The organism is Peribacillus deserti, from assembly GCF_016909175.1.
Taxonomy (GTDB): Bacteria; Bacillota; Bacilli; order Bacillales; family DSM-1321; genus Paraperibacillus; species Paraperibacillus deserti.
On record NZ_JAFBFI010000006.1, the window covers coordinates 64,816 to 86,218 of the forward strand.

General features: G+C 42.1%; 22 protein-coding genes. 1 reads left to right on the forward strand and 21 read right to left on the reverse strand.

The features are described 5' to 3' along the window. Nucleotides 1–31 precede the first annotated feature (31 nt). The 11 genes from rnc to JOC77_RS08315 form a co-directional block, all read right to left on the reverse strand. Complete coding sequence (gene rnc / locus JOC77_RS08265) at nucleotides 32–769, reverse strand: ribonuclease III (protein WP_204541519.1); 738 nt, start codon at nucleotides 767–769, stop codon at nucleotides 32–34. A gap of 213 nt (nucleotides 770–982) precedes the next feature. Next, nucleotides 983–1,216, reverse strand: coding sequence for an acyl carrier protein (locus JOC77_RS08270; protein ID WP_026692526.1), 234 nt, complete (start codon nucleotides 1,214–1,216; stop codon nucleotides 983–985). Between the two features lie 87 nt (nucleotides 1,217–1,303). Further along, nucleotides 1,304–2,047, reverse strand: a complete 744-nt coding sequence (gene fabG, locus JOC77_RS08275; protein ID WP_204541522.1) for a 3-oxoacyl-[acyl-carrier-protein] reductase — start codon at nucleotides 2,045–2,047, stop codon at nucleotides 1,304–1,306. Beyond that, on the reverse strand, nucleotides 2,044–2,991 hold the full coding sequence (gene fabD / locus JOC77_RS08280) for an ACP S-malonyltransferase (RefSeq protein WP_204541524.1): 948 nt from the start codon (nucleotides 2,989–2,991) through the stop codon (nucleotides 2,044–2,046). The genes fabG and fabD overlap by 4 nt, the downstream gene beginning before the upstream one ends. Nucleotides 2,992–3,012: 21 nt before the next feature. After that, nucleotides 3,013–3,996, reverse strand: coding sequence for a phosphate acyltransferase PlsX (gene plsX, locus JOC77_RS08285; protein ID WP_204541527.1), 984 nt, complete (start codon nucleotides 3,994–3,996; stop codon nucleotides 3,013–3,015). Between the two features lies 1 nt (nucleotide 3,997). Beyond that, a complete protein-coding gene (gene fapR / locus JOC77_RS08290; RefSeq protein WP_204541530.1) occupies nucleotides 3,998–4,573 on the reverse strand; it encodes a transcription factor FapR in 576 nt (191 codons plus the stop codon). Nucleotides 4,574–5,000: 427 nt separating this feature from the next. Beyond that, on the reverse strand, nucleotides 5,001–7,049 hold the full coding sequence (recG, locus tag JOC77_RS08295; protein WP_204541532.1) for an ATP-dependent DNA helicase RecG: 2,049 nt from the start codon (nucleotides 7,047–7,049) through the stop codon (nucleotides 5,001–5,003). Next, the gene (gene sdaAA, locus JOC77_RS08300) at nucleotides 7,046–7,936 is read right to left on the reverse strand and encodes an L-serine ammonia-lyase, iron-sulfur-dependent, subunit alpha (RefSeq protein WP_204541535.1); all 891 of its coding nucleotides are present in this window, start codon (nucleotides 7,934–7,936) and stop codon (nucleotides 7,046–7,048) included. The genes recG and sdaAA overlap by 4 nt, the downstream gene beginning before the upstream one ends. A 15-nt stretch (nucleotides 7,937–7,951) precedes the next feature. After that, complete coding sequence (gene sdaAB / locus JOC77_RS08305; protein WP_204541538.1) at nucleotides 7,952–8,614, reverse strand: L-serine ammonia-lyase, iron-sulfur-dependent subunit beta; 663 nt, start codon at nucleotides 8,612–8,614, stop codon at nucleotides 7,952–7,954. A 194-nt stretch (nucleotides 8,615–8,808) separates the two neighbouring features. After that, nucleotides 8,809–10,491: a DAK2 domain-containing protein gene (locus JOC77_RS08310; RefSeq protein WP_204541541.1), complete on the reverse strand. Its 1,683-nt coding sequence runs from the start codon at nucleotides 10,489–10,491 to the stop codon at nucleotides 8,809–8,811. Nucleotides 10,492–10,507: 16 nt separating this feature from the next. Next, on the reverse strand, nucleotides 10,508–10,870 hold the full coding sequence (locus JOC77_RS08315) for an Asp23/Gls24 family envelope stress response protein (RefSeq protein WP_204541544.1): 363 nt from the start codon (nucleotides 10,868–10,870) through the stop codon (nucleotides 10,508–10,510). Nucleotides 10,871–11,128: 258 nt separating this feature from the next. Here JOC77_RS08315 and rpmB point away from each other — a divergent pair, with 258 nt between their 5' ends. Then, nucleotides 11,129–11,317 (forward strand): 50S ribosomal protein L28, encoded by a 189-nt coding sequence (gene rpmB / locus JOC77_RS08320; protein ID WP_204541547.1) that lies wholly within the window; start codon nucleotides 11,129–11,131, stop codon nucleotides 11,315–11,317. 986 nt (nucleotides 11,318–12,303) lie between these two features. On the opposite strand, the gene spoVM is transcribed toward rpmB, so the two are convergent. The 10 genes from spoVM to def all read right to left on the reverse strand — a co-directional run bounded on the left by spoVM (nucleotide 12,304) and on the right by def (nucleotide 21,403). Next, nucleotides 12,304–12,384 carry a stage V sporulation protein SpoVM gene (spoVM, locus tag JOC77_RS08325; protein WP_101641492.1) on the reverse strand — a complete coding sequence of 27 codons (81 nt, stop codon included), beginning with the start codon at nucleotides 12,382–12,384 and terminating at the stop codon, nucleotides 12,304–12,306. Between the two features lie 83 nt (nucleotides 12,385–12,467). Continuing rightward, nucleotides 12,468–13,121 (reverse strand): thiamine diphosphokinase, encoded by a 654-nt coding sequence (locus JOC77_RS08330; RefSeq protein ID WP_204541550.1) that lies wholly within the window; start codon nucleotides 13,119–13,121, stop codon nucleotides 12,468–12,470. Nucleotides 13,122–13,191: 70 nt separating this feature from the next. Continuing rightward, entirely contained in the window at nucleotides 13,192–13,839 is a 648-nt protein-coding gene (gene rpe, locus JOC77_RS08335) for a ribulose-phosphate 3-epimerase (RefSeq protein ID WP_204541553.1), read from the reverse strand. A 5-nt stretch (nucleotides 13,840–13,844) separates the two neighbouring features. Further along, nucleotides 13,845–14,726 carry a ribosome small subunit-dependent GTPase A gene (gene rsgA / locus JOC77_RS08340; protein WP_204541556.1) on the reverse strand — a complete coding sequence of 294 codons (882 nt, stop codon included), beginning with the start codon at nucleotides 14,724–14,726 and terminating at the stop codon, nucleotides 13,845–13,847. A 56-nt stretch (nucleotides 14,727–14,782) separates the two neighbouring features. Further along, nucleotides 14,783–16,780: a Stk1 family PASTA domain-containing Ser/Thr kinase gene (pknB, locus tag JOC77_RS08345; RefSeq protein ID WP_204541559.1), complete on the reverse strand. Its 1,998-nt coding sequence runs from the start codon at nucleotides 16,778–16,780 to the stop codon at nucleotides 14,783–14,785. A 5-nt stretch (nucleotides 16,781–16,785) separates the two neighbouring features. Next, the gene (locus JOC77_RS08350) at nucleotides 16,786–17,535 is read right to left on the reverse strand and encodes a Stp1/IreP family PP2C-type Ser/Thr phosphatase (RefSeq protein WP_204541563.1); all 750 of its coding nucleotides are present in this window, start codon (nucleotides 17,533–17,535) and stop codon (nucleotides 16,786–16,788) included. Nucleotides 17,536–17,539: 4 nt separating this feature from the next. Then, the gene (gene rlmN, locus JOC77_RS08355; RefSeq protein ID WP_204541565.1) at nucleotides 17,540–18,625 is read right to left on the reverse strand and encodes a dual-specificity RNA methyltransferase RlmN; all 1,086 of its coding nucleotides are present in this window, start codon (nucleotides 18,623–18,625) and stop codon (nucleotides 17,540–17,542) included. Then, the gene (gene rsmB, locus JOC77_RS08360; protein ID WP_204541568.1) at nucleotides 18,626–19,975 is read right to left on the reverse strand and encodes a 16S rRNA (cytosine(967)-C(5))-methyltransferase RsmB; all 1,350 of its coding nucleotides are present in this window, start codon (nucleotides 19,973–19,975) and stop codon (nucleotides 18,626–18,628) included. Then, nucleotides 19,965–20,921: a methionyl-tRNA formyltransferase gene (gene fmt / locus JOC77_RS08365; protein ID WP_204541571.1), complete on the reverse strand. Its 957-nt coding sequence runs from the start codon at nucleotides 20,919–20,921 to the stop codon at nucleotides 19,965–19,967. The genes rsmB and fmt overlap by 11 nt, the downstream gene beginning before the upstream one ends. Then, entirely contained in the window at nucleotides 20,918–21,403 is a 486-nt protein-coding gene (gene def, locus JOC77_RS08370; RefSeq protein ID WP_204541573.1) for a peptide deformylase, read from the reverse strand. The genes fmt and def overlap by 4 nt, the downstream gene beginning before the upstream one ends.

Genomic DNA, 21,403 nt, shown 5'->3' on the forward strand with positions numbered 1-21,403 from the left:
CCATTTCCTCCTTTATGTCAAATTTCTGTGATTAAGCTTCCTTGTTGTCTTTCAATTTTCGCATTGCTTCCTGCGCAGCCCGCTGCTCAGCTTCCTTTTTAGACCTGCCTGAACCAGTTCCAAGCTCTTCTCCGCTTAATAATACGGTTGACACGAACTCGCGGTTGTGGGCTGGCCCTTTTTCATGCAGAATTTTATATTCAAGAATACCAGAACCATCCCGCTGGATGAGTTCCTGCAGCTGGCTTTTATAATCCATCACATGAGAAAAAGCACCCTCATTAATTTTAGGAAACACTGTTTTTTCTAAAAACTGTACAACTGCTTCAAGTCCCTGGTCCAAATAAAGGGCTCCAATGAATGCTTCAAAAACGTCAGCAAGAAGTGCGGGTCTTGTGCGTCCGCCTGTCATTTCTTCCCCTTTACCAAGCAGAATCAGCTCTCCAAATGAAAGGTCAAGAGCAAAACCCACAAGGGATGGCTCGCAGACGATAGCAGCACGCAGTTTGGTAAGTTCACCTTCTGACATGGTTGCATATTTTTTAAATAAGTATTGAGATACAGTTAATTCGAGCACAGCGTCACCTAAAAATTCAAGCCTTTCATTATCCTCATACGGCTTGCGTCGATGCTCATTCACATAAGATGAATGGGTAAATGCCTGTTGTAAAAGCGATTCATTTGTGAACTGAAATCCAAGTTTGTCTTGAAAGCTTTTAAAAATGAACTCTTTTTGTGATGTTTTGTATTTCCTGCCATTCCTTCTCATAGAATCCTCCGCCAATTAAAAAATCTTAATCCTTGTAACTAATTTTCCAAAATAACTATTAAAAAACCAAAAACTTGGCTCTAAAAGCCAAGTTACGTAGTGCTTTTATTCACCTTTAATGTTTAAAAGCGAATAAAAGAACTACACTCTCAGATAATTTGAAAGAAAGCTCCGTATTTTACGGAGCTTTCTTGAGGCATTCTAGAAACCGGATTACATAGTGCTTTGTATGTAATTCACAGCATCTCCAACTGTGACGATTTTTTCTGCGTCATCATCTGAAATTTCCATTCCAAATTCATCTTCAAGTTCCATAACCAACTCAACTACATCAAGGGAATCGGCACCAAGATCGTCTTTGAAAGAAGCTTCGAGTTTTACTTCTGACTCATCGACTCCTAAACGGTCAACGACAATCTTTGTTACGCGTTCAAGTACTTCTGCCATATTATTCACCTCCCCTCAAGTCATTATAGAGTATTTCGTTTAAATAATAAATCCTAAATTGGACAAGAAAAGGATTTCTTGCTTTTTTTACATGACCATGCCGCCATCCACATGGAGCGTCTGGCCTGTCATATAAGAACTATCATCTGATGCCAGGAAAACCGCCACTTTTGCAATATCAGCCGGATCTCCAAGTCTTGCCAGCGGAATCTGGGACAGCATTAAGTTCTTTGTTTCTTCCGTTAGTTTATCAGTCATGTCTGTAGAAATAAACCCAGGAGCCAGAGCATTAACCAAAATCCCTCTTGGAGCAAGCTCTTTTGCGGTCGTTTTTGTTAATCCAATTACTCCAGCTTTAGCTGCGACATAGTTTGCCTGCCCTGCATTTCCGCTGACACCGACTATAGAAGCAACATTGATAATCCGCCCGGCTCTTTGTTTCATCATTGGGCGTGAAACAGCTTTTGTACAAAGGAAAACACCTTTCAGGTTAATGTTAATCACATCATCCCATTCCTCTTCCTTCATCCGCATTAGCAGATTATCTTTTGTAATGCCCGCATTATTCACTAGAACATCAATACTGCCAAAGCGCTCAGCCGTTTGTTTCACCATATCATTTACCGCTTCTGCATTAGAAACATCACATTGGACCGTAAAAGCATCTCTGCCCATCGCTCGTATCTCTTCCACAACTTCAAGCGCCTTTGCTTCACTTCCTGCATAATTGACAGCAACATTTGCTCCGGCCCTTGCCATTTCAAGAGCAATTTCCCTGCCAATCCCTCTTGATGCTCCAGTAATCAGAACATTTTTGTCTGCTAACTTCACTCAGTTTTCCCCCTTAGCGCTTCCAAAGTTTTTTCCAGTGTTTCTTGATCACTGATTGCATACACTTTAGCCTGGCGGTCAATTTTTTTGATTAAGCCTGACAAGACTTTCCCAGGGCCTATCTCGATAAATGTATCCACACCTGAATCCAGCATTGTTCGTACAGAATCCTCCCAGAGGACCGGTGAATAAAGCTGCTCGATTAATCGTTCTTTTATTTCATGCGGGGATGTCATCGAATTTGCCGTTACGTTTGAAATAACAGGCACATTTGCCTCTGAAATATGTATACTTTCCAGGGTGTCTTTGAATTTATCGGCAGCCGGCTGCATCAGTACGGAGTGAAACGGACCGCTCACTTCGAGAGGAATGACCCTTTTCGCACCTTGTTCTTTTGCAAGCTCCCCTGCTTTTTGTACCCCTTCAGCTGTCCCGGAAATAACAATCTGTCCAGGACAATTAATATTGGCCAATTGGACGGCTTGGCCTTCCCGTGCCACGCTTTCAGTAACAGATGCCAGCTTCTCGCGATCCATCCCAAGAACCGCCGACATAGAACCTTGTCCATTCGGCACAGCCGCTTCCATGAATTCACCTCTTTTTCGTACAGCAAACACCGCATCACTATAATCAATAGCACCGGACGCCACGAGAGCAGAGTACTCCCCAAGACTGTGTCCTGCTGTGAAATCGGGATGAATTCCTGCTTCTTTTAACACTTCCAAAATGGCTGTGCTGACCGTTAACAAGGCAGGCTGTGCATTTGTTGTTTTTGTCAGTTCTTCCTGCGGCCCGTTAAAAATCAACTGTGTCAGCGGAAAGCTGAGTTTCTTGTCTGCCTCATCAAATATCCTTTTCGCCTGTTCATGACTTTCATACAGCTCTTTTCCCATGCCTGCCGTTTGAGATCCTTGTCCCGGGAAGACAAAAGCTATTTTTCCCATAATAAATTTTCCTCCTGACACCTATGGTTTTTCAATCATTGAGCGAATCGTTCCGCTAACGTCATTCTGTACCATTTCTCTTGCCTGTCTTACCGCATTGTACACCGCATTCGCATCCGAAGAGCCGTGCGCTTTAATGACAGGAGCTTTTAGACCAAATAAACCTGCGCCTCCATACTCGGAGTAATCTAATTTATTTTTCAGTTCTTTAAATTGAGGCTTTAATACGGCAGCAGCCAGCTTGCTTTTCAGATTGCTGGTTAGAGCGGATTTAAGCATGGTAAACATACCAAGAGCAGTGCCTTCTAGTGTTTTCAGCACCATATTTCCTGTAAATCCGTCGGTTATCACAACGTCCGCAACGCCATCAAGCAGATCCCTTGCTTCCACATTTCCTACAAAATTCAAGCTGGTTTCTTTTAATAAGCTAAATGCCTGTTTTGTCAGGTCATTTCCTTTTTTCTCTTCTGTGCCTATATTAAGCAGGCCCACACGAGGCTTTTCAATTCCTCTTACCTTTTCAGCATACGCCGAACCCATAAAAGCATACTGAACTAAATGTTCAGGTTTGGCATCCGCATTCGCACCAACATCCAGAAGAACAAACCCATTCCCTTCTATCGTTGGAAGTGTAGGCGATAATGCCGGCCTCTCAATTCCCTCAATCCGGCCGACTACAAACAAACCTGCAGCCATTAAGGCCCCGGTATTCCCTGCTGAAATGCAGGCATCCGACCTTCCATCACTCACAGCTTGAGCAGCAAGCACCATAGAGGAATTCTTCTTTCTCCGTACCGCCCGTACAGGCTCGTCCGTAGACAAGATTTCTTCAGAAGCATGGATCACTTCAATACGCTCGTTTGTAGAAAGATGTTCTCGTATTAACCCTTCATTCCCATAAAGTTGGATGGTTATGTCCGGGAAGTTTTGCACAGCTTTAACTGCGCCTAAAACTATTTCCTTAGGAGCATGGTCGCCTCCCATGGCATCTATCGAAATTCTCATATTATACATCCTTTTCGTCAAAATTAGAGCGGTACATTTCAAATTGGCCTTTAAACACCAGTTCATGACCTACGAAACTATTTACCTCAACTAGAGTTCTTCCAGATATCCCGCCATCGATAACTTTCGCTTTCGCAACGATTCTCTCATGCTCCTTAACCTGCCGCGTGAAATGAATACTGGCCTTTGCCGTCAAAGCCAGCTCATCATTAATGACAGCAACAGCAAGAGAATTAGCCTGAGCAAACAAATGATGGCCCCTGGCAATGCCATTTCTTTTAAACACATGTTCATGCTTCACATCAAAAATAGAGATGGCACTCTGATCCAATTCTATATCAATAATCTCACCAATAATCTCATCTATTGGCAATGCTTTAATTTCATCGCTTAAGTGGTTTTCAGCAACGCTCTTAATTCGTTCCCGCAGCTCCGGTATGGATAATTCAAGCCGGTCCAGCCGAATAGTCTGCACACTGACCGTAAACTTATCCGCCAGTTCTTCATCCGTAATAAACGGATTCTCCCGAATTGTTTCAACCAGCATCTGCTGGCGCTCCTTTTTACTACGACGCATGTAGACTGTCACCATCCGAACTATTATGACTAGGTACTAATAGTAGTATATATAGCGACAGAGGAGAATGCAATTATAAAAGCGTAAAGCGGTTCCTTCTAAGCTTAGATAGTTGCAAGAGCAAATGAAAACCACGTTCATATGTAGCATTAACTTATTTAGAAGGCAGAGATCCGACAAGCACAAGACGAACAGGCTGTGGAAGGCGCTTTCCCTTCCATAGACTGGTTGGCTTGTGACTCGAGGATCTCAGCTTGGAGCTGGATACCACAAAAGCGGAGGACGGTGCTTTTTTAAACTCGGGTACAACTGAGTTCATCTCATCCTAATCTGGCCGCACAAAACAGTTATTAATCAAAAAAACAGCTCACTCCCACCGCCATTCAAGCTTTACCGCTCGGATGAGGATGAGAAATGAACTGTTTTATTAATCTAATTTCTCTCCAGACAGGACGCCAGCTTGTACTAAGGTTTCCCTTAAATGCAGATACTGGTCATCTTTCCAGAATTCTTCAGAATTTATAAGTGAAGCAGCATCATTCCTGGCTACTTCAAGAGCTCTGTAATCATGGATCATGTCAGCCATTTTAAATTCTGGTACACCGCTTTGTTTTTTGCCAAAGAAATCTCCGGGACCTCTGAGTTCGAGATCTTTTTCAGAAAGAACAAATCCATCATTGGTCTCAGACATGATTTTCATTCTTTCTTTTCCTATTTCATTTTTAGGGTCGGCAATAAGAATACAGTAAGACTGATCGCTGCCTCGGCCAACCCTTCCTCTGAGCTGGTGCAGCTGAGAAAGTCCGAATCGCTCCGCATCATAAATGACCATTACGGTTGCATTCGGTACATTCACACCCACCTCTACAACAGTCGTAGATACCAGGATTTGAATTTTGTTCTCGCTGAATTCTCTCATAACCTGGTCTTTTTCACTGGAGTGAAGTTTTCCATGCATGAGTCCGACTTGAAAGCGTTTTTGAAAATATTGAGTTAGAGTACCATGGACATCAAGGGCATTCTGCAGGTCCAGTTTTTCTGATTCTTCAATCAGAGGGCATATTACATACGCCTGGCGTCCATTCCTTAATTCTTTCTCCATGAAACCCAGCACCCGGTCTAACGTATCATGCTTTGTCCAATACGTTTCGATGGCCTTTCTTCCAGCAGGCATTTCGTCTATAACGGAAACGTCCATTTCACCAAAGGCCGTTATGGCCAGTGTTCGGGGAATAGGGGTGGCCGTCATAAATAATACATCCGGGCTTTCTCCTTTTTCCCGTAGAACTCGTCTCTGTTCAACACCAAATCGATGCTGCTCGTCTGTTATGACTAAACCGAGCTTTTGAAAGTTTACTTCATCCTGGATAAGCGCATGAGTTCCAATTAGGATATGAATTTCACCAGTAATGAGTTTTTCGAGAATTTCTCTTCTTTTTTTCCCTTTTACCGAGCTAGTTAATAAGGCCGTTTTTATGCCATGTGGTTCTAACATTTCAGAAAGAGAAGAAGAATGCTGCTCAGCTAAAATTTCTGTTGGGACCATAAGGGCTCCCTGGTACCCGGCACTATGGGCAGCAAATAAAGCAATTGCCGAAACAACCGTTTTGCCCGAGCCTACGTCGCCCTGCAGAAGTCTGTTCATCCTGTAAGGAGATTTCATATCTGTTAAAATTTCGTTAACCACCCTTTTTTGGGCATTGGTTAACGGAAACGGCAGGCTGTCAATAAACCCTTTAAGTTTCTCAAGATTGTATTTCTGCTTGCTCCCTTTTGACTGTTCTCTTTGCACTTTTCTAATTGCCTGCATTTTAAGCTGGAACAAAAGGAATTCTTCATAAACGAAGCGCCTTCTAGAATGCTTTAGATCTTGATCGCTTAAGGGAAAGTGAAGAGAACGCAATGCATCTCTCCTGCCCAAGAGCTTATATTCCTTTAACATATGATCCGGCAGAATTTCGGTAATTTCATTTCCAAACTCACTAAACGCAGCTGCAAGGTAACGCCTTAAGCCCTTTACCGTCAAATCACCCTTTACTGCGTACACTGGTTCAAATTCATTCGTTCTTTTTTGTGTTCCTGCCTGGTGCTCTGAAATCGTGATGGTCTGGCGATGTTTATCCCATTTGCCGGTAACCGTAATTTCTTGGCTTATGGAAAATTTATTTTTTAAATAGGGCTGGTTAAAAAATACACCTGTAATTAAATATCTGCCCACTAAGATTTTAATCGTCAGCTTGGATTTTTTTCTCCCAAAATAAGCAAGAGAAGGCACGCTGTGCACGACTCCCTCCACAGTTACCCTCTCATCATGCGCTACTTCAGCTAAATCCTTCAGTCGATAATCTTCATACCGATAAGGGAAGTGCTCAAACAAATCCATTACACTTTGAATACCCATGTCCTTTAATGCTAGAGCCGTTTCCTCTCCGATTCCTTTAACTGAGGTTACTGGAATTAGATTTAATTCACTCACTTTTTCTTAACATCCAGCGAAATTCCGAAGATTTTAGCTTCCAGTTCTCTTCCTGTCGGTGTTGCCGCCAGGCCTCCCTGAGCAGTTTCCCTTAATCCAACCGGCATGGACAGGCCGATTTTGTACATGGCGTCAATTACCTCATCACAGGGAATACGGCTTGTTATGCCTGCAAGTGCCATATCGGCAGCGATCATTGCGTTTGCGGCTCCCATGGCGTTCCTTTTCACGCATGGCACTTCTACCAGGCCGGCAACCGGGTCACAAACAAGGCCCAGCATATTTTTAAGAGTGATGGCCATCGCTTCTGCACTTTGCGAAGGAGTTCCCCCAGCTATTTCGACTATTGCAGCTGCAGCCATACCTGCAGCCGATCCTACCTCTGCCTGGCATCCGCCTGCTGCCCCCGAAATGGATGCATTGTTTGCAACAACAAAACCAAATGCTCCTGACACAAATAAGAAATCGATCATTTGCTCTCTAGTCGGATTTATTTTATTTTTTACGGCAAACAACGTCCCAGGTACAACGCCAGCAGAACCTGCGGTCGGTGTAGCGCAGATTGTGCCCATTGCTGCATTCACTTCGTTGGTAGCAACGGCCTTGCTTACGGCATCCAAAATGATTTCGCCGGAGAGAAAATTGCCTTTTTTAATATACTCCTGAAGCAGAACCGCATCTCCGCCGGTTAACCCCGAATGGGAGTGGACGCCATTTAAGCCTCTCTCGATTGCTTTTTCCATAACCTCTAAATTTTTATCCATCATTCCGATAACTTGCTCTCTAGTTCGGCCTGTTACTTGCATTTCCTGCTCTATCATTATTTGAGAAATCTTTTTCCCCTGGCTTTCTGCTAATTCTACTAATTCCGCAACGTTCCGAAACATAGGGATCGTCCTCTCTTAATCAACAATTTTAGTAACCTTAGTTATATTTGGAAGCGCTGTTATTTCATCCAAAACAGCCTGCTCTATATTTTGATCCACTTCAATAGTCATTAAGGCCATTTTTCCTTTTTCTTTACGTGACACATCCATGTGGCCAATATTAATCTGATGCTTCGCTAATATGTTTGCTACGTTGGCAATCGCTCCAAAGCGGTCCTCGTGAACAACAAGAATCGCGGGATGGTGGCCTGAAAGTTTTAATTCAAAACCATTCAGTTCAATGATCTCTATCTTGCCTCCGCCTATAGAAATCCCAACCAATTCAAGCTCTCCGTTATCATCGCCGATTCGGACTCTTGCTGTATTAGGATGATCGGTTAAAGCATCTTCTTCTATGAATGTTATCTTCATTTCTTTTTCATTAGCCAGATCCAATGCATGGATAATCCGCTCGTCAAAGGTATCAAAATCTAGCAGCCCGCCTACGATGGCCACATCCGTACCATGTCCTTTATACGTTTTAGCAAATGAGCCATAAAATGAAATTTCTGCCCATTTCGGCTCTCTATTGAACAAATTTCTTGCCATTCTGCCGATTCGCGCTGCACCTGCTGTATGAGAACTTGAAGGGCCGATCATAATCGGACCGATAATATCGAAAACACTTTTATACTTCATAATATTGTAATCCTCCTTAAAAGCTTTCTATAGGATCCATTTATAAACTCATAATTAAAGAAGCCAAGAAAAGCATAACGGAAAAAAGCGAATTAGGAAAGCTTTTTACACACTTAAAAAGGGCTGACTACATGAGCCAGACCCTTATCTTTTTAGTATACTGTATTAATCTTCATTTAGAAAAGAATATGTTCTTATTCAATTGAAAAAATGAATGAATATAATGGCTGTTTACCATTATGAACTTCAATTTCTACATCTTCAAATGTTTCCTCACAAAAAGCAATCAGTTGATCCACTTCTTCTTTCGACGTTTCTTCCCCGTAAATCACTGTCAGTATTTCAGCTTCTTCATTGATCATGGATGATAGCAAGTCCTTTGAAGCTTGAAGCTTATCCTGGTTCTTTACGATGATCTTCCCTTCCTCAATCCCCATAAAATCTCCGGTTGAGATGTCAAGGCCGTCGATTTGAGTATCACGCACAGCATAAGTGATCTGCCCTGTTTTTACATGTGAGAGTGCCTCTGTCATACTTTCTTCATTTTCTTCCGGTGATAATGCCGGGTTAAATGCTAACAGTGCAGACATTCCCTGCGGAACCGTTTTTGAAGGAATAACAATGACCTTTTCTTCTGCCACTTCAGCCGCCTGCTGTGCAGCCATGATGATGTTTTTGTTATTTGGCAAAATGATAACTGTGCGGGCATTTGCCTCTCTTACAGCCTGTACGATATCCTCTGTACTAGGATTCATCGTCTGGCCGCCTTCAATCACTGATTTTGCACCAATACTCTTAAATAAATCCGAGATACCAGAGCCCATGGCCACAGACACTACACCAAATTCTTCTTTTTCTTTTGGTGCGGCTGGTTCAGTTTCTTTTAACACAGTGTGTGTTTCGCCGACAATCGATTCATGCTGCTGGCGCATATTATCTATTTTTATTTTAATCAGGCTTCCGAAGTTTTGACCATAAGACAGGCATTCACCCGGCTGCTCAGAGTGAATGTGCACTTTCACTATTTCTTCGTCTGAAACCACTAATAATGAATCGCCAAACTGGCTTAAATGATTTCTGAATGATTCTTCAGAGAATGCATTTTTTGCAAGCTTGTCCTTCTCAAATTTAACCATAAACTCTGTGCAGTAGCCAAACTCAATATCTGCCGTATTGATGTGACCCTGAACGGACATATGGTGCTCCGCATTAACCAATTCATCCATAGTAGCATGGCTTACTGGTGTGCCGGGCACTTCTTCGCCTTTTAACTCAGCAAGAAATCCTTCGTACACGAATACCAGACCCTGGCCGCCGCTGTCGACGACTCCTACTTCCTTTAATACCGGAAGAAGATCGGGCGTTCTATTTAAAGATGCTTTAGCTTCTTTAACCGTGTCTTCCATGACTTGAATGATATCTTCATTCTGCTTCGCAGATTGAACGGCTCCTTTAGCAGCATCCTTCGCTACCGTAAGAATAGTCCCTTCCACTGGCTTCATTACAGCCTTATAAGCTGTCTCTACTCCAGCTTCAAAAGCTTTAGCAAATTCTTCACTGTTAATAAACGGCTTATTTTCGATAGCTTTGGCAAATCCTCTGAAAAGCTGGGAAAGAATAACTCCTGAATTCCCGCGGGCCCCCATCAGCAAGCCTTTCGCAAGAGCATTTCCGACTTTCCCAATATGCTCCTGCACATTATTCTTTACCTCTTTGGCCCCGGACGTCATGGACAGGTTCATATTCGTTCCGGTGTCCCCGTCAGGAACAGGAAAAACGTTTAATGCGTCTACATATTCTGCATTTGCCGAAAGGCTGTTTGCACCCTTTAAGACCATCTCGGCAAAACGTTTTCCATCTAAGCTAGTTATTGACACAAATGTTTCCTCCTTACTAAGGGTTCGTTACACGAACTCCCTGTACATAAATGTTTACGGAATCCAGTTCTAGTCCCGCAGTTTTGTCCAGGGTGTATTTTACTTTAGATTGAACATTATGAGCTATTTCAGAGATTTTCGTTCCATAGCTTACAATTATGTACATATCAATATGGACCTGCTCATTTTCCTGACGTACAATAACACCTTTGGTGAAATTTTCTCTGCGCAGAATTTCAGCAATGCCATCCTTAAATTGTTTCTTGGAAGCCATACCCACAATACCGTAACAGTCGATCGCCGCTCCACCTGCAATTGTAGCGATCACTTCATTGGATATATCAATCTGTCCGAATTTCGTATTTAACTCAATGGACATATTATCTTCCCCTTCCTGAGAAATCTCATTAGCTACAGACCATTTTACTATAGTAAGGGCAGATTTAAAAGTCCCAGTATGTTCTGTTATATTATAAAGCAAGGGGTACAACTATATGTCAAGGTATTTTTCTTGAAAGTGGCTGCTAGAACTATTGCATTCTTGTAATATGTATGATAAATTATTAAAGTGTTTCTAAAGACTTAAGAGACTGAAGTTAATAACTTAAGCATGTTCTTAGTAAGGAGGGAATAAAACATGGCACGTAAATGTGTAATTACAGGCAAAGGAACTCGTTCCGGTAATACCCGCTCACACGCAATGAACGCTAGCAAACGTACTTGGGGTGCAAACCTTCAAAAAGTTCGCATTCTAGTTGACGGAAAACCAAAACGTGTATACGTTTCTGCAAGAGCGCTTAAATCAGGTAAAGTAGAACGCGTATAAGACAACGGCATCCATTTATAGGATGCCTTTTTTTATTTTAAAGCGGAAAGCGGTGCCTTTCACTTATGATTCTTTTATGCTAAATGATTAATCTGATACATATAGAACATTCAAATATATAGAAAGGCAGAGACCTGATAAAGCAGACTTGCTGATTGGCGAGCGACAGCGAAGACAGAAGCTTAGTCGCACTTATGCGCCAGCCAAGCACAAGACTAGCAGGCCGATGGGAAGCGGTTTTCTTCCCGTTGGACTGCTTGGCTTGTGTCTCGAAGGTCTCAGCTTGCAGCTGGATAGAAGGAAAAGCGGAGAACGGTGCTTTTCCGTTTATTATTTCTTATAGCTCAATGATGATCAATAATTGAACAATAAAAGTCTCTGCGGAAAAGCAGACACCTGACAGACATAAGACGAGCCCCAGCGAAAGGCCGCTTTTGCCTTTTGATGGGGATTGACTTATGGCCGAAGGTGGCAGTTCGCAGCTAGACATCACCTAAAAGTGTAGAACGGTGCCTTCTTTCTTTATATAAAAATACCTACTAAGCTGAATGACCAGGTTAATGCATCGAAGTACAAGGCACATAATCTGAAAGTGAATCCTCATAAATTCCAATTTACCCCTCGCAAATTTTAATTTTCCCCCATAAATTTTGAATTACCCCTCGTAAATTTCTATTTACCCCCGTAACCCGCCTGCCTCCCCACTGTCAGACATACACACTCGTCCGAAAAATAGCAATTGAAACCATTTTTCATTTAAATTAATTATTACTTATTATTTCTTTACACGTTTTTGGCTTTAATGTACCTAGATGAGTACAAAAGCACAGATATGACCATGCGCCTGCTTCATAAGAGAATTGCCATCTGGATCAGTATCTCAGACTCCTCAAAATTTGCTCCCACCATATTAAAACCAAAAAAACACCCCCTTCCATCGAAAGAGGGTGTTCATCTGATAAAATGATAAATAATTAGTGCTGCTGTCAATCCTTTTTAAATACTCCCAAGCAAGCCCTAACCAAACCGCCCAAGAATCTTGGTAGTTTAATCGTATAAAATTTCATAAAGCCCCTCCTCATAAAATCTCACACAAATTATTCAACTTATTAGCGGATATAGGAAGAGATATCCCTCTTATAAGAGTGATTTAATCACTGCTTCTTACCACCAATAATATGCCTTCCTCGAATGAAAAAGTACCATCTTCATAAAGAAGTTCATTACTAATACATAGTGTAGACCCCATGCTAATATTCCTGTTTTCGAGCGGGTATTTAAATCCTCGTAAGGTGATACCCTTTATTTCAGGTGTTATAGGAATAAATGATATATATTTTTTGTTTTGCAGCTTTTTAACACCGTAGGTACCAGGAGTTTTCAGGAATAGAATATTTGTTGTGTCCTCTATGTATATGTGAGATTGGGGCTGATTGATTAGGCCTGGCTGGGCAAGCAGCTGTATATTTGCAAGGTAATGGTCCGCACGTCCGCCTGTTGCACCAAAAAGGATAATTTTCTCAGGCTTTTTGCTCATCGCCCACTCAAGCGCGATTTCAAGATCTGTTTGGTCTTTTTGAGAAGGATATATATGCAGATGGCCCAATTGTTCCTGCAAAAAGTTCAACTCTTCGCTGGTAACAGAATCAAAATCTCCAAATGCCTCATTCGGCTGGATGCCTATCCGGATGAGGGAATAAACACCACGGTCCACTCCAGCCCAGATCACATCCGGTCGGTCTTTGTATGGATGTAGATCGGGCACCAGCTCCAAGGGTCCTCCTGCTAAAATACAAATAATCATAAGAAGTTCCTCTCCTGCATTCCAGTTTAAAAAAAGGAGGCTGCACTACAGCCTCCCCCCAACAAGATGTCTACTCTTTCTTTAGTGCCTGAATGGCTTTAGCCCGGTCTGGCTGATTATAAACAGCTGATCCCGCTACAAGTACGGTTGCGCCATTTTCAATGCATAACTTTGCAGTTTGTTCATTAACCCCGCCGTCAACCTCTATCTCAATAACTGCCCCTAATTCTGAAGCCATTTCCTTAACCTTTTTAATTTTAGGAAGGACGCCAGAGATAAAGGACTGACCGCCAAAACCAGGGTTTACCGACATCAATAGAACCATATCTACATCTTCGATAACGTGCTGTATGCTTTCAACCGGTGTAGATGGATTTAGAACAACACCAGCTTTTACTCCAAACGACTTGATTAACTGAACCGTTCTATGGAGATGGCGGCTTGCTTCTACATGGACCGTAATAAAATCTGCACCAGCATTCGCAAAAGCCTCAATATATCTATCCGGATCTTCAATCATGAGATGGACATCCAGAGGAAGCTTGGTGATTGGGCGTACTGCCTCAACAATTAATGGTCCGATCGTAATATTTGGAACGAAATGTCCGTCCATTACATCAATATGGATGAGATCGGCCCCTCCTCTTTCCACATCCTTAATCTCTTCTCCCAATCTTGAAAAATCGGCAGATAAAATGGATGGAGCAATTTTCACCATAACTGTTAATACCTCGGCTTTCGGTCTCTAATTTCCTGTAAAAACTCTAGATAATGGTCATAGCGGTAAGGCGGAATTTCTCCGCTTTCATATGCCGCTTTCACTGCACATTTTGGCTCTTTATCATGGACGCAGCCCCTGAATTTACAGTTTTCACTAATTTCCAATAAATCCGGGAAGCAGAAATTGAGATCTTCTACTTCGACATTGGTAAATTCCAGAGAACTAAATCCGGGAGTGTCTGCTACCAGACCATCGCCTATGTGGATCAACTCAACATGCCTTGTAGTATGCTTTCCCCGGCCTAAATGCTGGGATATATCATTTGTCTTGAGCTCTAATTCAGGACGAAGTGCATTCAGCAGCGTTGATTTGCCAACACCTGACTGTCCCGCGAAAACACTTGTCTGCCCCTCAATATAGGGAAGAAGCATTTCAATTCCTTCTTGTGTAACAGATGAAGTGGCAAGGACTGGATACCCTATTTTTGAATAGTCCTCAACATACTTATCAATCGTTTTTTTAGCCGTTTCCTCTAAAAGATCCATTTTTGTAATGCAAATAAGCGGTTTAATATGATTTGCTTCTATTAATACTAAAAACCGATCTAATAAAACCGTGCTAAAATTAGGTTCCACAGCTGAAAACACAAGTATGGCCTGATCGACATTGGCAATGGGAGGGCGGACCAGTTCGTTATATCTATCTTTTATTTCTAATACATATCCCTCTTTGTCATTTTCAGCCTGGTACACCACTTCGTCTCCGACTAATGGGGTAATTTTATCTTTCCTAAACGTTCCTCTGCCCCGGCATTGTATGAGTTGTTCTCCATCGAGTACATAATAAAACCCGCTCAGAGCCTTGACTATTTTGCCTGCTGGCATAGTTTCACTCCTTGTTTACTAAACTTAAAAGCTTTTGTAAAAGATATTGATAAAGCTTATTCCTGTTCTGCATTTTCATACGTGTATGTCTTATCAAGATAAACGGAATTGTCAAGGATTACTTTATATCCTGCCTCTGTAGTTGGGCCTATTGTGAGTTCATATCTTTTTTTCGTCGTTTCAGTTATCTGAAACTTATCAAAAGGTGTAGTCATATTACGGTTCATATCTTGAATAAAGACTTGCACCTCCTGGGGCTGGCCTTCAACTTGAGGCTTGTATTCTATGGTAATTTCCTTAGACACCGTTTTAGGAGGAAGTTCCTTTTTCCCTCTGGATAAAATGACTTTAATGGTACTGCCCTTGTCAACCTGAGTATTTGCAGCAGGCTCCTGGGAAATGACAAGTCCTTTTTCAATGGTATCACTATACTCTTCCCCTTGGGTTTCAATGTTTAACCCATAATTCTTCTCATATTCTTTAAGATTTTGTTCATTGTATTCAGACAAATCGGCTAGAGTAATTTTTGCCGGTCCCGAGCTAACCGTAAATTTAAGCTGGGTTTCAGACGGCACCACTTCGGTATGTGGTTCAGGATCCTGATCGAGAATTGTTCCCGGCTCACTGTCCTCATCCGTCTCCTCTATAATTTCTGGATCTTTAAATCCGAGCCTTTCGACTAAAGGTTTAATGGATTCTATATTTCGATTCATATAATCTGACAGCTCAATCTTTTTTTTACCACTGCTTATGGAAATATCGATAGTACTGCCCTCTTTTACTTTACTTCCAATTTTGGGGTTGGTCTTAATCACATGATTGAGTTCTACTTCGTCATCCTCAACTTCAATCGTGTCTCCTACTTTAAAACCTTTATCATAGAGCAAGGACATAGCAACATCCAGCTTTTCCCCTCTAATGTCTGGCACCTTAACTTCTTTCGGCTCCATCATTTTCGGCAGAACAGTTACAGTCAGCACTCCCAGAAGAGCAAGAAATAAAAATGTAGATACTAAAATAATCGGCCACTTTTTTCTCTTTTTAGCCTGATCTTTTTTCTGTTTCTTCTTTTTATCTTTTTTCACAGGTTTCCCTGCACTTTTAGGTTCCTTGTCTACACCCATGATCAACGTTTCATCGAGGTCGTTTCCACTATGTTCCTTTGTTATCACCGGGATGGCCTTAGTGGCATCCTGATCCTCCGGCACAAAGAACGGAGGCTCATTTTTCCTGTCAGGGTTAAGAGCTGTCCGGAGATCCTCAGCCATATCGTCTGCACTTGAATACCTGTAATAAGAATCCTTTGAGCTTGCTTTCAGAACTACATTAGCTACGCTCTGAGGAAGATCGGGAACCCACCTTTTCGGTGACGGCATTTGGGACTGAAGATGCTTCAAGGCAATAGATATAGCTGATTCCCCTGAGTAAGGCAGCCGCCCTGTTAATAATTCGAACATAACTATACCCAGAGAGTATATATCCGAAGTTTTATTGGCCATGCCTCCGCGTGCCTGTTCCGGAGACAGATAATGAACAGAACCCAGTACAGCATTTGTCTGGGTAATGCTTGTGGAACTGAGCGCCATGGCGATCCCAAAGTCCGTAATTTTAACAGTGCCGTGATCATCTATTAATATATTTTGTGGTTTGATATCTCTATGAATAATTCCATATTGATGGGCATGAGAGATAGCTGATGTAATCTGCTCCATAATATCAAGAGCTTTTTCAACTGGAATCGGATAGTTCCTCTGTATGTATTGTTTAAGAGTAAGACCTTTTACATATTCCATTACAATATAGTAAATATCATCCTCTACCCCAACATCATAGATGCTCACTATATTTGGATGTGCTAAACTAGTAGCCGATTGTGCTTCTCTATTAAACCTTTTAATAAATTCTTCATCATTGGAAAAATCCATGCGTAGAATTTTCAATGCTACCTCTCTCTCAAGAATCATATCTCTTGCAAGGTACACATTTGCCATTCCACCGCCGCCGATCATTTCTAACACTTTATAACGGCCGCTGATTCTTTTTCCAATCAGCATTTAAATCACCCGCTTTCACTTTCATCTGTAAAATGCACAAGTACAAGGGTGATATTATCTTCGCCGCCATTATCATTAGCCAGCTGGATTAAGTCTTCTGATTTTACATCTTGATCAGCCTGTGAAGTGATAATTTGCTGCAGGGCGGTTTCGCTGACCTTATTAGATAGACCGTCGGAGCATAAAAGAAGCATATCTCCATCATGAATGGTTATGGCGGTAACATCAATTTCTACATTCTTTTCCGTACCTAAAGCCCTTAGCAGTACATTTTTCCTCGGATGGTGTTCTGCGTCTTCCTTGCTGATCTGGCCGCAGCGGACAAGCTCATTCACCAGCGAGTGGTCCTCTGTTACTTGTTTCATGATGCTGGTCTGGTACACATAACACCGGCTGTCGCCTACATGTGCAATAGATGCAAACTTATCGGTGCAAATGGCCGCAACGATGGTTGTACCCATTCCTTCGCATTCCTTATTTGCTAGCGAATGCTGATATAAGAGTTCATTAACCTTAACAATGTGAATTCTGAGCCAATCTTCTGCATCTTCAGGATCTAAAAATTCTTCCGTATCCGCCCATAATTCCTTAAGTTTCTCGATGGCCATGTGACTCGCCACATCACCGGCTCTATGTCCACCCATACCATCAGCTACAACAGCCAATAACGCACCGCTTGAATTGGTGAAAACTCCGCCATTGTCTTCATTAAGCTGGCGGAGTTTCCCACGGTCTGTTTTAAAAACCGCTTCCATCTTTTCACCTCGTCTCTTCTTTTCGCTCCTTCGCTCTCAGCTGCCCGCAGGCTGCATCGATATCATGTCCTTGTTCTCTTCGAATCGTAACATTAACGCCTGCATCTTTTAATGTTTTTTCAAATTCGAAAATCTGTTCACGAGGTGTTCTTACATAGTTGCGTTCAGGAACATAATTTACAGGAATTAAATTCACATGGCATTTTATGCCTTTTATCAGTTTTGCAAGCTCTTTTGCATGTTCTACCTGGTCGTTTACTCCGCCAAAGAGACCATATTCAAAGGAAATCCGGCGGCCCGTCTTCTCAATATAGTACTTTACAGCTTCCATTAAATCCGGCAGCTTATAAGCACGGTTAATCGGCATCAGGGAACTTCTAATTTCATTGTTAGGCGCATGAAGGGAAATGGCAAAATTGATCTGCATTTGTTCATCGGCGAATTTGTAGATTTTTGGAACGATTCCGCTGGTTGAAACGGTGATATGGCGGGCTCCAATATTTAAGGCCTTATCATGGTTGATGATTTTCAGGAAAGAAAGCATTTCATCGTAGTTATCAAAAGGTTCCCCTATGCCCATAATGACTACAGAGCTTACCCGTTCATCCGTTTCATCAAGCGCCTTCTGTACTTTTACGACTTGAGCAACGATTTCTCCTGCTTGTAAATTTCTTTTTAATCCTCCAAGTGTGGAAGCACAGAATGTACACCCTATTCTGCAGCCTACCTGGGTGGTTACACAAATTGAATTTCCATATTCATGGCGCATTAGAACCGTTTCAATGGAAAACCCATCATGTAATTCAAAAAGAAATTTGATCGTACCGTCACTTGATGTCTGCTGGATAAGTGTATTTAAGGTTGTGATTGAGTATTGCTCATCCAGCTTTCCTCTTAATTCCTTTGAAAGGTTGGACATATCCTCAAAGCTGGTCACCCTTTGTTTATAAAGCCAATCATAAATCTGCTCAGCCCGGAAAGATTTTTCTCCCACCTGTGTCAGCCATTCTCTTAATTCATGAAGCTCTAGTGAATATATGGATGGTTTTTGATTCTCCTGCTGCTGTTTCTTATTAGTTGCTGTTTCCAATTACTTCACCTTCCTTTTAAAGCATGCAATGAAGAAGCCGTCACTTCCAAAATCCTGAGGGAAAACCTGAAGCATGTTTCCATTCACTAATGGTTTTACCGGTTCTGGCAAACGGTCCTTCAGACTATAATCTTCTTCGAATTCAGTATGTTTCTCTAAAAAGCGTAATGCGACATTTTCGTTCTCTTCCTTATCCACTGTACAAGTGCTATAGACGAGTGTTCCTCCCCTTGTAACGAGAGGCGCAGCCGCGTCCAGGAGTTCTAATTGAATTTCGGATAAAGAATTGATATCTTTTTGCGACTTTGTATATTTAATATCAGGCTTTCTTCTCATAACTCCGAGACCTGAGCAGGGAGCGTCAATCAATATACGGTTAAATTGCCCGAGACCGAAAATTTCCTGAACCTTTTTGCTGTTATAGACCCGCGTTTTTATATTGTCCAGCCCCAGCCGTTCAGCCTGATCCTTGATCAGCTTGACCTTATGTTCATGCAGATCAAGAGATATAACGCGCCCCTTATCTGAAAGCCGTTCTGCTATATGAGTCGACTTCCCGCCGGGAGCCGCACAGGCATCAAGTACCTGTTCATCTCCCCCGGCACCTATAGCATAACCTACTAGCATGGAACTTTCATCCTGAATGGTGAAAAAACCTGCTTTAAATGCCTCAGAATTGGTTAAATTGCCTCTTATCGCTTTTATCCCATCGGGTGCAACAAGACTTGGTTCTACCTCAAAGCCTTCCTCTCTAAGGAGGCTTAGCACTTCATTACGGCTGGTTTTACGTATATTAACCCTGGCAGTCTGTACGGAAGCGAGAAGATTCGTTTTGCACATCTCAAGAGTTTTATCATAACCAAATTGCCGGATCCAGCGCTCAACGATCCATTGCGGATGGCTTGTTTCTATTGAAATCCTTTCAGCCGGGTCCTTTATTTCGTCTAGAGATGGAACCCCTTTTCGCTGAATATTTCTAAGGACTCCATTCACCATGGAAGTATTTCCTTTATGCCCTCTTTTTTTAGCAATCTCTACCGCCTCAAAAATAACAGCATGGTCCGGAACTTTATCGAGATAGATCAGCTGGTAAAGGGACAGCCGCAAAAGATTAATGATCCAGCCTTGAGTTTTTTGAAAATTAACAAACGGGGTCAAGTAGTAATCAAGGGTCATTTTGCGCTGAATGGTTCCATACGATAATTCTGTCAGCAAACCTACATCCGGCCCAGTTAGTTTATGCTTTGTAATCATGTTGTTCAGAAGAAGATTGCTGTAAGATTGATTCTTTTCTACAGAATCCAATACTTCCAGAGCAATCTCTCTGACGGTCTTTTTATTATTTTTCATTATTATCTCCCAATTTCATCCCTGGCTTTATGCCGGATCCTGATCCCCTGAGGAAATCCCTCGCGCTCATTCTTTTTTTGCCGGCTGGCTGCAGCTCCAGTATTTTGATAAACGTTTCATTCCCGGTGCCTACAACCAATCCATCATCAGCAAGCTCAATAATTTCTCCAGGTTCAGCAGTTCTTCCACTCTTTATCTTTTGGGAATTCCACAGTTTCCATACTTCCGGCCCAAAAGTTGTGAAAGCAACCGGCCAGGGATTGAGGCCCCGGATATGATTGAAGATCTCTTCACCCGTTTTTGTCCAATCTACCTTTTCCTGTTCCCTTTTAATATTGGATGCAAAGGTAGCTTTATTATCGTCCTGGACAATTGGAGTAATTTCATTATTCAGCAGCTTTGGTATAGTGTCTGAAAGCAAATCTGCTCCAACCTTACTGAGTTTATCGAAAAGAGAACCAACATTATCCTCTTCTTCAATCCGAAGCTCTGCCTGCGCCAAAATATCACCAGCATCAAGCTTTTCAGCCATATACATGATCGTGATCCCTGTCTTTTCTTTTCCTTGTATCAGGGCGTAATGAATAGGGGCTCCGCCGCGAAGCTCGGGCAGAAGAGACGCATGTACATTAATACAGCCGTATTTCGGCGCATCTAATAGCTTCTTTGGAAGAATCTGTCCAAAGGCAACCGTTATGATCAAGTCCGGAGACAGATCTAATATTTTATTTAATTCTTCCTCTTCACGAATTTTTTCAGGCTGAAAAACCTTGATTCCATGTTTTTCTGCTTCTATTTTAACGGGCGGCGGAGTCAAGATTCTCTTTCTTCCGACTGGCCGGTCCGGCTGGGTTACTACCGCTGCTACTTCATATCCGTCTTCTAGTATTCTTTGCAATACAGGTACGGAAAAGTCAGGAGTTCCCATAAATACGATCTTTGTCATTCTTGTTCATACCTTTCAAGTTCGTCTTCCTTAATATAGTGGCTTACCTTAGAGGTAAACAAGACACCATTAAGGTGATCGATTTCGTGGAGAATGGCTCTTGCCAGAAAATCGTCAGCTTTTAATTCATAATAACGGCCTTTACGGTCCTGGGCACGGATTTTCACTTTAAATGGTCTTGAAACCTCTCCATATAGACCAGGAAAGCTTAAACATCCTTCAGGTCCCGTTTGTTCACCCGCTACTTCTAAAACCTCAGGGTTTATGATTTCAATTTTGCCCGTTTCATCCCCTATATCTACAACAGCAGCCTGCTTCTTCACCCCAATCTGCGGTGCAGCAAGCCCGACTCCATCTGCTTCAACCATCGTCTCATACATATTATTTAAAAGTTTTGCCAACTTTTTATCAAACGTAATCACTGGATCACATTTTTGTTCCAGAATTTCATCTGGATACATAACAATCGGTAATATTGCCAA